Source organism: Flavilitoribacter nigricans DSM 23189 = NBRC 102662, assembly GCF_002646595.1.
In the GTDB taxonomy this organism is placed as follows: domain Bacteria; phylum Bacteroidota; class Bacteroidia; order Chitinophagales; family Saprospiraceae; genus Flavilitoribacter; species Flavilitoribacter nigricans.
The window spans coordinates 1-12,310 of the sequence record NZ_PDUD01000073.1; the positions used below are offsets into that span (position 1 = coordinate 1).

The window sequence follows — 12,310 nt, forward strand, 5'->3', positions numbered from 1 at the left end:
ATAGAGCATCCCGATACGATCGGGAAGGTTTAAGGTTCGAGTCCAAACGGAGTCTAAGTGCTACAACGGTCGCACTGCCCTTTTTGAATAACGGCTCCGTAGCTCAACTGGATAGAGCACCTGACTACGGATCAGGAGGTTTAAGGTTCGAATCCTTACGGAGTCACTAGGAGCCGGGCGCTTTTGTCCCGGCTTTCTTGTTTTTAAATCCAGAGAACGATGTCTAAAGTTTGTCAATTGACGGGAAAGCGCCCCATTTCGGGCAATAATGTGTCTCACTCCAACCGGAAGACCAAGCGTCGCTTTGTGCCTAACCTGCAAAAGAAGCGCTTTTATATTCCTGAGACCGAACAGTGGGTAACGCTGAAAGTATCGATGTCTGCCTTGCGCACCATCAACAAGCTGGGAATCTACGCTTATCTGAAGAAGCTGGAAGCCAAAGGCCACGATACTGGTGTTAAGCTGAAGAAGGTAAAGTAAATCATTGATCTGTTAAATCCACAGCCATGGCTAAGAAAAGTAAAGGCAACCGTATCCAGGTAATTTTGGAATGTACGGAGCACAAAACCTCCGGTATGCCAGGGACGTCTCGTTACGTTACGGAGAAAAACCGTAAAAATACCCCTGATCGCCTGGAGTTGAAAAAATATAACCCAATACTGAAGAAGGTTACAGTACACCGCGAGATTAAGTAAGACTTGCATCCTTGGTGGAATGTCCTTAATTTTGGCAGACTGTATCTCTACTCATTTAAAAACATAATACAATGGCAAAGGTATCAAAGAACGCACGGGTAGCTCAACGTGCGGCAAATGCCGGTTCAGGTCGTGACTTTGTTAAGATCGTTCAGAGCGTCAAAGACGAAAAGACCGGTAAATACTCCTATAAGGAAGTAATGGTCCACAAAGATAAATTGGACGAGTTCCTGGCTAAGAAATAAGCCGGTGTGCTCAAATATCTATGACTTACTCAAAGAGGCTTTTCTTTTAACCGGGAAAGCCTCTTTGTGTATTTGAGTTTTTGAGATCGCCGTCGGGCGGTTTTGAACTAATTTCGAAAGGGATTGATCCTTCATCTATATTTTGTTGTTTCTATTCCCAATACTCTTTTCTTTCCAATAAAACCGGCAACGAGCAAAACCATACCAAATAATGAGCTTTTTTGGCAAATTCTTTAGCAAAGAGAAAAAAGAGGATCTGGATAAGGGTCTGGAAAAAACCAAATCGAACTTCTTCGGGAAACTGACCAAGGCGGTGGCCGGAAAATCCACCGTAGACGAAGAGGTACTGGATGAACTGGAAAATATCCTCATCACATCTGATGTCGGACTGGATACTACCGTAAAGATCATTGAACGCATCGAAGAACGGGTCGCCCGCGATAAGTACATCAACACTTCGGAGCTCAACGAGATCCTGCGCGATGAGATCGTCCGTCTCCTGGCGGAAAATAACACTGAAGACCTCGAAGAATATAGCTTACCTTCCACCGAAACACCTACCATTATCCTGGTAGTTGGTGTGAACGGCGTAGGTAAGACCACCACGATCGGCAAACTGGCCTGGCAGTACAAACAACAGGGCAAAAAAGTAGTGGTAGGTGCCGGAGATACTTTCCGGGCCGCTGCGGTAGACCAGCTCAAGATCTGGTCCGAACGCGTGGGTTGCGATTTCTACAGTAAAGGCATGTATACCGACCCCGCTGCGGTCGCCTATGAAACGGTTAATTACGCCATTGAAAACGGCCACGACGTCGCCATCATCGATACTGCCGGTCGCTTACACACCAAGATCAACCTGATGAAAGAACTCGGGAAGATCAAACGCTCCATCAGTAAAAAAATGCCCACCGCACCGCACGAAGTATTGCTGGTGCTGGACGCTACCACCGGCCAGAACGCCATCGAGCAGGCCAAACACTTCACCAACGCAACGGATGTAACCGCTCTGGCACTGACCAAGCTGGACGGCACCGCCAAGGGCGGGGTTGTGCTCGGCATCTCCGATATCTTCAAGATCCCGATCAAATATATCGGGGTGGGTGAAGGTATCGAGCAGCTGCAGATCTTCAACAAGAGAGCGTTTGTCGAGTCGCTGTTCGCCGAAAAAGTGCAATAAGAACCTAATAATGGGTTTCCGCCCGGGCATTCATTTCCCGGGCATTTACCACTCCGGAAACCCCTAAATTCCACCCCGCTTTTGGGGAAAAGGTGAAATAATCGTTTATTAGAGTCGTCAACCCGGAGCTCCTTTCCAGCAGATTTTCATTTGCCTGGCGGGGCCCAATGGGATCGATCCGTTCATTCCGTACCCCTGGCTGACGCCTTGCGGTCGACAATTGACGACTTCTGATCTATGTCCTGGAAAAATCGGCTGATAGAATGGTTAAGACCTTTCGATCTGATGTGGGATCGGCTGAAGCGGCATTGGAAGAACCGTCGAAAGTCCGGCAGCACCAGTCCGATTCAACTGGCGGTCTACCGGGGATTTTCCAGCCTGACGAAAACCTGGATAAAAGGCCGGGTGTTGGAGGATCGGCTCATTGTTGCCCGCAATGAAGATTCTGCCTGGCGCAACCTCGTCAATACCTACAAACGCTTCAGCAGTCGCGAGATCTGGGGCGCCGAAGTGGAGATCTCCCTCGGTGAAAAGCGTTATCACCTCCAAACGGACCGCGAAGGATATTTCGAACTGGAAACGGAAACACCTCCCGGCTTTATCGATCCGCCGGACATCTGGCTCCACCCGGACGTAACCCTGGTGCGCACGCCCTGGGCCAGTATTGAAGAAACGATCGCCGGCGAAGTACTCCTGCCTAACCGGCCGCAGTTTGGGATCATTTCGGATATTGACGATACCATCATTCGCACCGGAGTAACTTCCCGCCTCATGTGGCGGGCGATTTACCGGACGATCCTCAAAAATGCCGGTTCCAGGGTGATCTTTAAAGAAGCCAGCGCCTTTTTTCGTTCCATGAGCGCCTACTGCGAGAATCCGGAATCTTTCAATCCGGTATTCTACGTCTCCAACAGTCCTTGGAATCTCTACGATCTCGTCAATGATTTTTTAGCCCTCAACCACCTGCCGAAGGGACCGATCCTGCTGCGTGATCTGGGGCTGCCGGCCGAACCGCGAACCGACGGTTACCGGGGGCACAAATACGAAAATATCGCCCGGATCTTCCGGATCTATCCGGAACTCAGTTTCGTACTGATCGGCGATAGTGGAGAAAAGGATACGGATATCTATCTGGAGATCACCCAGCATTTTCCCGGACGGGTGAAGGCGATCTATATTCGGGATGTGCAACACCGGGGTCGCACCAAACGGGTGAGAGATCTGATCGAGAACTCCGGGCGGGCCGAAGTCAAACTGCTCAATCACTTTGGAGATGCGGTCGGCCATGCGGAAGCGCTGGGCCTGCTGGACAGCGACGTCTACCGCCAGCTGATCGAGCATCCTTAGGGCTGGAATTATCGAGTTGCTTACTTCCCCATAACTTTTTACACAATGGAATTTCGCTGAAAACGCTTTGCCAGCCGCCGATGGCTACTGCTTCGATCCCTGCTTATCCCGTTTCATTTCCGCCCGACGCATGGGCATGGTATCGATCAAGTCGAAGATCTTTTCCGGCTGGATAAGTTGTTCCGAGCGCAGCTTTTCGCCACCGTCCTTTCCGATCAGAATGATATTAAACTCATCTTTCCCCACCCGGTAGTACTTATAGAACCATTCGGAGGTCGTTTCCTGCTGACCACCCGGGCCATTCACCATAGCGGGAGTAATGCGGTAAATGAGCAGATCACGATCTTTGACCGCGGCGGTATCTTCCCGGAAACGCTCCAGCTGTTCAGTCGCCACCGAGTCTCCCGGACTATTACTGAAAACCAGGATCAATCGATCCTTCCACTGATGTTTGGCGAGGGGTTGCCCGTTGAGTGTCATCATGCTCATAAATAAAATGATAAGGGTAATGCCTTGTTTCATATGGATTTAACTCTACACCGGGGGGCATTGTTCACCAATATTTGTTCGTTTTTCGTATGAGACCGGACAATAATTTAACACTTTCAGAGGTTAATAAGAAAACAATTGAACGGAATCCTTCCTCCAGGCCAAAGTTTAATTTGTGACTTTCAATAGGTGAATTAGTCTAAAAGGATAAACACAACGGCTCCCTTACATTTACGTTACCGAACAGAGTGTGCTCCGCAGTGGATGAGTACCATGAGACCCTACGTTCCTGTATTTGACGATTTTGACACGGACTGAAAAATTTGCTTCACCCTTCCGCACTTTTAATCAATTGTCGGTGTTCTTTTTAGAGAATAAGGCAATGAGTATCAGGCACGCAAATTTTGACATAGCAACACCATACTACTCACGCTTCAAATTCATCCATCTATGAAAACTACCCTGCTTTTTACTGCAATTTTAGCCGGTACCGCCTGTAATATAGCCGCGCAGACCAGATTTGTCGGTGAAGATTATATGCGCTATTTCGAATGGCACAATGAAAATTCGCAGCTCGAGAAATTGTACACCCCAGGATCCCAACTCCACGCCTTCGGCGAAGACGTTAAGGTCTATCGCTATCCAGATCAACATTCAGAAGTACTGACCAAGCTACAGGACGGACAAGCCGTCCAGAACCGTTCCGACTACCGGAATGTGCACCAGATCCAGGACGGAGAGATCAACGGCTACCGTGATATCTGGTTTAAGGTATGCACTGATAAAGGAGTTACCGGTTATGTATTTGGTGCTCAACTGGCCAAGGGCTGGCGCTGGGCCGACCTGACCGGAGACCGGAAAGAAGAACTGGTCATGCTGGGCGTTTCTCCCAGTCCGAGAAAGAGCTACAGTGACATCCGGGCGGAGATCCGAATCCTGCAGGGCAATCAATTGCTCTACAATACCAGCATTCCCGGACTCTGCGTATTCGAAGAATGTGCTTCCAGTCCGATGTTGCGGATCCTCAATAACCAGCCCTATGAAGGCGGTATTGTAGTGGAGGCCAGTACGATGACCGTCGGTTGCTTTACCGGTATCGAGCGCGCCTTCTTCTACTGGAACGGTCGCCAGCTCGAAAGTGTATTCCACGCCGAATACACCATCGACCGCGAATACGATCGCCAGGCCTTCAAGGTACGCGACCCCGAAGCCGTACGCACCATGATGTGCAGCTACAAAAATCAGGACCAGTCGTTTAATCCGGTTTGGGATTGCCGGGAAATTCAGACCAAAGCTCCGGTTTCACCCGATATCCAAAAGGCCACAGTTCGAGCTCGGGCGCGATGATGAAAGAATAAGTGCAAAACGTCAGTCATAAGATGTAATACCATAGAGTAGGCCGGGAACCTATAGCAATAGATTCCCGGCCTTTCCCATTTTTATGATAATTAGTTAAGCGATCTTCTGGATTTTTTGGATATTAAGGCCGATAATAATCGACAAAATACATAGTTGTGGCTGGTTATCTGGATTTAAAATTATTTAGGTTTTATCTAGCAAAAAGGAAGAAAATTCTATGCCGCCGGTAAGGTCTGCCATCTGGTCTTTCATCCTTTGAAATAATATAGTCCAGGACATTGCCTGTTGCTATACTATATCCGGAGCAAACAGGCTGCCATTACTATTTAATCACTACCACGGCGGCATTGTCTACTGACTACCTTTTAAATACACCTTACAGATGGATCAAAGTGAGAAACTGATCATCAATCTTTGCCCAACCGGCATGGTACCCCGAAAAAAAGATAATCCCTTCCTGCCGATATCTCCCAAAGAAATTGCGGCTGACGTCAGGCGATGTTATGAATTAGGCGTTTCCATGGTGCACCTCCACGCCCGAGATCAGCAAGAGGATCCCACCTGGAGCCCCGATCGATTCGAAGAGATCATTGCAGAGATCAAAGCGATCTCCCGACAATTGATCATTGTAGTAACTACCAGTGGACGTAATTGGCCGGAACTGGAAAAAAGGAGCGCCGCTTTTGAGATCAAAGGGGCTAATCGACCGGATATGGCTTCCCTGACCCTGGGCTCCATGAACTTCCCCAGCCAGGCTTCCATTAATCCTCCGCAAATTATTCAGGGGCTGGCTAAAAAAATGCAGGAAAATAGCATCTTACCCGAACTGGAGGTCTTCGAAGTAGGAATGATCAATTATGCCCATTTCCTAATCCGTAAAGGCCTTCTACAACCACCGTATTATTTCAATCTTTTGCTGGGCGCTCTGGGAACCATGAATCTCAATGCCGCAAATATAGGGTTGATGATCAATTCTTTGCCTCCCAATGCGATCTGGGCACTGGCTGGTATTGGCCGTTTCCAGACCGCCGCCAACACCATGGCCATCGCCCTGGGAGGGCACGTGAGAGTAGGCTTGGAGGATAATCCCTATTTTGACTGGAATGACCGTTCGCATGCTTCTAACCCGCGCCTGGTAGAACGTGTCTTACGTATCAGCCGGGAACTGGGTAGAGAGCCGGCTTCACCGGAGGACGCAAGAAAAATAATCGGGCTCTGATATGAATATACTGCTCACCAACATCTGGCTGGATGGTTATGCCGGAACCGAAGTCTATATACGGGACCTTGCCATAGCGCTACACCGTCGTGGTATTCACGTGGAGGTTTACTCCCCAAACTTGGGCAGGGTCGCAGAAGAAATCCGACGGGCAGGCATTCACATCGTCAGCTCCGTTAATCAACTCGTCATGCAGCCGGATCTTATCCATGCCCATCATTTTATGCCGACAATGGACGTACTTCTACGCTATAAAGATGTGCCGGCAGTCTACTTTCAGCATGATCGAACTCATCCGGTAGACACACCGCCCAGATATAATCGCATCATTCAGTACGTCGCAGTGGACTATAATTGCCTGGATCGTTTGATTATTGATAATGGAATACCGGAATCAGAATCGACCGTCCTGTACAATTGGGTAGATACTGCTCGCTTTACCTTGAGAACCAACTTTTCGGATCGTCCCCGCCGGGCACTTGTTTTCAGTAATTACGCAAATCCGAAGAATTATTATCCGGTGGTTCGGGAAGCTTGTCAAGAAATGGGCATCGAATTAGATGCAGTGGGAAAAGGAATGGGTAATGAGATTAAGGAACCTGAAAAGGTTTTAGGAGAGTACGATATCGTATTCGCTAAAGCTAAAGCAGCCATGGAGGCACTGGCAAGCGGGGCCTTTGTGATCGTTTGTGATAAGCGTGGACTTGGTGGGGCGGTCACTACCGAAAATTTTCAATATTACCGAAAATTCAACTTTGGTATGAAAACCCTTTCCAGACCGCACGAGGTAAACCTGATAGTCGAAGAGATCAACAAGTATAAGGCTGAAGAGGTTAAAGCCGTAGCGCACCTGATCCGTACAGAGGCCTCGTTTGACTCGTTCATGGACCGCATCCTCAACCTTTATCATGAAGTAATTAACAAATATTATCAAAAAGGTTTCAGAGAAAATAAGCAGAATGAAAAAACGCTGGAGAAGTATATCGATCAAATGACTGTTCAATTTAGACAGGTCATTCGGCAGAAAAATGAAGAACTGGCGGGAAAGGATCTAATTCATGCTAATCATGATAGCTTATTAGCCGCTAAAGACCGGCAACTTGCCCAAATGAAAGAAGACTTCACTCAAAAGGACCGGCGACTTGCCCAAATAAAAGAAGACTTCGCCCAAAAGGACCGGCAACTTGCCCAAATAAAAGAAGACTTCACCCAAAAGAACCGGCAACTTGCCCAAATGAAAGAAGACTTCGCCCAAAAAGACCGGCAACTTGCTGAAGCTAAGCAAGAGATCACGAAAAATAATCAGACGATTTCAGGTCAGATAGGTCATATACAGGCCATCAGTCAGTCGTTAAGTTATCGATTGGGGCGTCTGATCACCAGCCCACTTCGCTGGCTTTATGATACATTTTTGGAGTGATTGCCAGCTCTGTTTGTAAATTCACACTTTCTTTTGAAAAAATTCGGAAAAACAAGATCCCTAATATGAACCTATTTGCACGATGGCGTCTTCGGCGTAGATTCAAAAATGTTCGCTTCTATAACCCAAAGCTGACCGAAGTACAAGACAATGTCCAAATCGGTGAAGGAACTCGTGTTGGTTCCTTTACGCTGATCCAAATGGATGTGGAGATCGGTAACAATTGCACGATCGGTTCCCATTGCAATATCTGCAGTGGTGTACGTATCGGAGACAATGTCAGTATCCAGACCGGCTGCCATATTACCCGTGGTGTAACCATTGGCTCCAACAGTTTTATTGGTCCTGGAGTGATCACCATGAACGATAAGTATATGGACGGTAATATACAACCGCCTCACATCGGGAGCCATACGCGCATCGGCGGAGGCAGCTGTATATTTCCCGACGTTACCATTGGTGATAACGTTTTGGTAGGTGCTGGAAGCGTTGTCACTAAAGATATACCCGCTAACAGTAAAGCATGGGGGAATCCAGCAAAGTCTTCTTTGTAACACCGGCACTTTGCGACCTTGGTCGGCAAAAGTCAAATTGGAATATGCCAATTAACCTTCTAAAATACCCTTAAATGACTTCCAAAAGAAAAAAGCTCCGGGGATAATATATCATCCGATTTTTGTTACTTTTCAGATTAACCACAGACTATTTTCAATTGACTATCAACTTCGAATAGCATTTGAAGTAAAAATACCACATGGAAAACCTGCCTAATAACCAATCACCATCTCTGATGCGTCGAATATTACTGGCTTTTGGCAAAGCCATTCTATTCACGATCCTTTGTATCCTATTCACCATTTTGCTTTCATTACCGATCGGCGAACTGATCCCCAACGAACAGGCTGCGGCCCTGGCTTCCGGTGATATGGCCGATTCTCCGGCCTGGATCCTGAACCTGACCTATCTGGTGGTGATCATCGGCACGATGGCTGCGCTCTTTATCGTGCGCAAACTCATCAGCAAACAAAGCCTGGTATCCGCCGGTCTGGCTACCGATAAGGGCGTCCGGGAATTTGGGGAAGGCTGGCTGCTCGGTATGGTTCTCGTCACTGTCGGCTACGTGCTGCTGGTAATTTCCGGTATGGCTGCCAGTACGGGTTTCAATTTCCAACCCGCTACCCTGATCGGCTGGTTTGTGCTGTTCCTGCTACAGCCTTTCGCCGAAGAGCTGCTCTTCCGGGGGTACCTCATGAGTCTGCTCGCCCGATACTTCAACATTAAAGTTGCCGTTCTGATCTCGGCCCTGGTGTTTGCCCTGGTCCATGCATCCAACGATGGCTTTTCCACCATGGGTTTCATCACCATCTCGATCGCCGGGCTGCTTTTTGGTTTGCTGTTCCTTAAAACCGGGCAGTTGTGGCTGGCCACCGGTATGCACGCGGCCTGGAACTTTATGCAGGGAGTCGCTTACGGTTTCCCAACATCGGGTATCCGCACCTATTCACTGACCAACACGACTACTTCCGGCCCCGACTGGCTGAGCGGCGGCGCCTTCGGCTTTGAAGGTTCCATTCTGGCCATCCTGCTGCTGATTGCCGCGATCTGGTGGTATCGCAATAGTCTGCGGGAAGAAAAGCTGACCGATATGATCGAACGTTCTTTCCGTACCGTACCCACGACCACCATCGATCAAAAAATACTAGACGATAATTTTGAATAACTCCGTGATGCAGGCAGTACAGTTTCATAGACCGGGTGGCACCGAAGAGCTGTTCCTCGGCGAATACCCGACACCGGTGCCCGGCCCCCGGGAAATATTGGTTAAAGTAGCCTATACCGCGCTCAACCGCGCGGACCTCCTGCAACGAACCGGCAACTATCCGGTACCGCCCGATGACAGTCCGATCATGGGTCTCGAAATGTCCGGAAAAGTGGTAGCCATCGGCTCCAAGGTAAATAAGTGGTCGATAGGAGATGAGGTCTTCGGATTACTCAACGGCGGTGGATACGCCGAGCAGGCCGTCATCCACGAAGATATGGCCATGCCTATTCCCGATGGTTTAAGCCTGCGGGAAGCGGCCGCTATTCCGGAAGTTTTCCTGACGGCTTTCCAGGCCCTGCACTGGATTGGCCAGCTGCAGGCCGGTGAAACCGCCCTGATCCACGCCGGAGCCAGTGGCGTAGGTACTGCCGCCCTGCAACTGGTTCGCCTCGCCGGAGCCACATCCATCGTTACCGCCTCCGCCGGGAAGCACGCCATCTGCCGGGAACTGGGTGCCGCCAGAGCGATCGATTACCGCACCGAGGACTTTGCCGAGGTGGTGAAAGAAATAACCGACGGCAAAGGAGTGAATGTCATTGTCGACTTTATTGCCGCCAATTATTTCAAACAAAACCTGAACGCCCTGGGCCTCGACGGCAGGATGATCATGCTCGCTCTGATGGGTGGGATCAAAGTGCCGGAAGTAAATCTTGCGCTTATCCTGGGCAAACGCCTGCAGATCACCGGATCTACCCTGCGCAGCCGTTCACTGGATTACAAGATCCGGCTGACCGGGGATTTCTACCGCCACGCCCACGAACATTTTTCCAGCGGCCGGCTCCGTCCCATTATTGATAGTGTTTTCTCCTGGGAAGAGGTCAAAGCGGCCCACGATTATATGGAAGCGAATAAAAATCAGGGCAAGATCCTGCTCCGGGTGCATGGCGAAGACTAGTTTGCATCCTTAAGACTATCCGCGCCCCGGGCTTGTCGCCATTTTGGTAGCGAATGACCGCACTGGCGAAATCACACAAAAAACAACCGATTTTTTTCAGGGATAAGCATTGTTCTGGTAAATTAGGGGCGTATTCTCCCCAAGGCCATATTTCCGTAACCACCTGTCTGAATTTTGCTCCGATAGTAGAGTTGTTTCATTTTCAACCCGGAAACGAAGTTCAGATCTGTTCCAGGAACAAATTTTCACTAATTTATGCAACGATCATATCGCTACCCGGGCCCAAGCCACCATTTCCCATTACTGCTGCTCCTATTTTGCTTTGCCATTTCAGTTTCCCTACCGGCGCAAACCACCATTTTGCACTGTGGCCGCCTGCTCAATACCGAAAACGACGCTTTACTTTCGGAAATGAGTGTAGTGATCGAGGGGAATAAGATCTCCCGGATCGAACGCGGCTACATCGCCGGAACGGGAGAGGCCACGGTAATCGACCTGAAGGCCCATACGGTGCTGCCCGGACTGACGGATATGCACGTACACATCGAGGGAGAATCCAGTCCGACCCAGTACCTGGAACGCTTTACGCTCGACGATGCCGATGTGGCCCTGCGGGCTACCACTTACGCTAAGAAAACCCTGATGGCCGGATTTACCTCCGTGCGGGACATGGGCGGATCGGGGGTGAACGTTTCCCTCCGGGATGCCATCAACCGTGGTTATGTGGACGGGCCGCGCATCTATACCGCCGAAAAGGCCATCGGTACCACCGGCGGACACGCCGACCCGACCAATGGCCGCCGGAAGGAAACCATCGGGGATCCCGGCCCGAAAGAAGGGGTCATCAACAGTCCGGAAGATGCCCGCAAAGCGGTGCGCCAGCGGTATAAGAACGGTGCGGATTGCATCAAGATCACCGCTACCGGCGGCGTACTGAGCCTCGCCAAAGACGGCCAGGGACCGCAATTCACCATGGAAGAACTGGAAGCGATCGTACAGACAGCCAAAGATTACGGTTTCCACACTGCTGCCCACGCCCACGGCCCGGAAGGTATGAAGCGAGCCGTTATGGCGGGTATTACCACTATTGAACACGGCACCTTTATGACCGATGAGATCATCGGTTTGATGGTCGAGAAAGGCACCTATTACGTTCCGACCATTTCCGCGGGCATGTTCGTTGCGGAAAAGGCGAAGCAAGCAGGTTATTTCCCGCCGGTGATCGTCCCCAAAGCACTGGAAGTAGGCCCACAGATCGCCGAGACTTTTGCCCGCGCTTACAAAGGGGGCGTAAAGATCGCCTTCGGTACCGATTCGGCGGTATCACCCCACGGGCTCAACGGAAAGGAGTTCGGTTATATGGTCGAGGCTGGTATGCCCGCCATCGAAGCTATTCAGTCCGCCACCCTGACCCCGGCGGAGATCCTCGGGGTATCGGATCAGTTGGGGACGATCGCAAGTGGGAAGCTGGCGGATATTATTGCCGTACCGGGCAATCCGCTGGAAGATATCTCTGTGATGACCAATGTTCAGTTCGTGATGAAAGATGGCCGGGTGTACAAACAATAGTCAGGGAACACTTCCGCGCTCCATCCCAGGATCAAAAAATAACAACCCTTACACCTAAAATAAATCAACAACC

The 12,310-nt window shown here is 49.8% G+C and carries 13 protein-coding genes and 1 tRNA gene; 13 read left to right on the plus strand and 1 reads right to left on the minus strand.

The annotated features are described in order from the left end of the window. Positions 1 to 92 precede the first annotated feature (92 nt). The 6 genes from CRP01_RS40165 to CRP01_RS40190 all read left to right on the plus strand — a co-directional run bounded on the left by CRP01_RS40165 (position 93) and on the right by CRP01_RS40190 (position 3,464). Positions 93 to 166, plus strand: a tRNA-Arg gene (locus CRP01_RS40165). 53 nt (positions 167 to 219) lie between these two features. Continuing rightward, positions 220 to 480 carry a 50S ribosomal protein L28 gene (gene rpmB, locus CRP01_RS40170; protein WP_099155760.1) on the plus strand — a complete coding sequence of 87 codons (261 nt, stop codon included), beginning with the start codon at positions 220 to 222 and terminating at the stop codon, positions 478 to 480. Positions 481 to 506: 26 nt separating this feature from the next. Beyond that, positions 507 to 695, plus strand: coding sequence for a 50S ribosomal protein L33 (gene rpmG, locus CRP01_RS40175; protein ID WP_099155761.1), 189 nt, complete (start codon positions 507 to 509; stop codon positions 693 to 695). 71 nt (positions 696 to 766) lie between these two features. Beyond that, positions 767 to 940, plus strand: a complete 174-nt coding sequence (locus CRP01_RS40180) for a DUF4295 family protein (protein ID WP_099155762.1) — start codon at positions 767 to 769, stop codon at positions 938 to 940. 211 nt (positions 941 to 1,151) lie between these two features. Further along, the gene (gene ftsY, locus CRP01_RS40185; protein WP_099155763.1) at positions 1,152 to 2,117 is read left to right on the plus strand and encodes a signal recognition particle-docking protein FtsY; all 966 of its coding nucleotides are present in this window, start codon (positions 1,152 to 1,154) and stop codon (positions 2,115 to 2,117) included. A gap of 237 nt (positions 2,118 to 2,354) precedes the next feature. Further along, positions 2,355 to 3,464: a phosphatase domain-containing protein gene (locus tag CRP01_RS40190; RefSeq protein ID WP_099155764.1), complete on the plus strand. Its 1,110-nt coding sequence runs from the start codon at positions 2,355 to 2,357 to the stop codon at positions 3,462 to 3,464. Positions 3,465 to 3,548: 84 nt separating this feature from the next. Here the strand turns inward: CRP01_RS40190 and CRP01_RS40195 are convergent, their stop codons facing one another. Beyond that, positions 3,549 to 3,986: a DUF4174 domain-containing protein gene (locus CRP01_RS40195; RefSeq protein WP_099155765.1), complete on the minus strand. Its 438-nt coding sequence runs from the start codon at positions 3,984 to 3,986 to the stop codon at positions 3,549 to 3,551. A gap of 417 nt (positions 3,987 to 4,403) precedes the next feature. Here CRP01_RS40195 and CRP01_RS40200 point away from each other — a divergent pair, with 417 nt between their 5' ends. From CRP01_RS40200 to CRP01_RS40230, 7 genes are all read left to right on the plus strand, one after another. After that, entirely contained in the window at positions 4,404 to 5,300 is an 897-nt protein-coding gene (locus CRP01_RS40200) for an SH3 domain-containing protein (protein WP_099155766.1), read from the plus strand. Between the two features lie 394 nt (positions 5,301 to 5,694). Next, positions 5,695 to 6,531, plus strand: coding sequence for a BKACE family enzyme (locus tag CRP01_RS40205; protein WP_099155767.1), 837 nt, complete (start codon positions 5,695 to 5,697; stop codon positions 6,529 to 6,531). A 1-nt stretch (position 6,532) separates the two neighbouring features. Then, entirely contained in the window at positions 6,533 to 7,951 is a 1,419-nt protein-coding gene (locus CRP01_RS40210) for a glycosyltransferase (RefSeq protein WP_099155768.1), read from the plus strand. A gap of 65 nt (positions 7,952 to 8,016) precedes the next feature. Then, positions 8,017 to 8,505 carry an acyltransferase gene (locus tag CRP01_RS40215; protein ID WP_099155769.1) on the plus strand — a complete coding sequence of 163 codons (489 nt, stop codon included), beginning with the start codon at positions 8,017 to 8,019 and terminating at the stop codon, positions 8,503 to 8,505. 236 nt (positions 8,506 to 8,741) lie between these two features. Beyond that, the gene (locus tag CRP01_RS40220) at positions 8,742 to 9,671 is read left to right on the plus strand and encodes a CPBP family intramembrane glutamic endopeptidase (protein ID WP_170110745.1); all 930 of its coding nucleotides are present in this window, start codon (positions 8,742 to 8,744) and stop codon (positions 9,669 to 9,671) included. 7 nt (positions 9,672 to 9,678) lie between these two features. Next, positions 9,679 to 10,668, plus strand: a complete 990-nt coding sequence (locus tag CRP01_RS40225) for an NAD(P)H-quinone oxidoreductase (RefSeq protein WP_099155771.1) — start codon at positions 9,679 to 9,681, stop codon at positions 10,666 to 10,668. A gap of 255 nt (positions 10,669 to 10,923) precedes the next feature. Continuing rightward, positions 10,924 to 12,237 carry a metal-dependent hydrolase family protein gene (locus CRP01_RS40230; protein ID WP_099155772.1) on the plus strand — a complete coding sequence of 438 codons (1,314 nt, stop codon included), beginning with the start codon at positions 10,924 to 10,926 and terminating at the stop codon, positions 12,235 to 12,237. Positions 12,238 to 12,310: the final 73 nt, after the last annotated feature.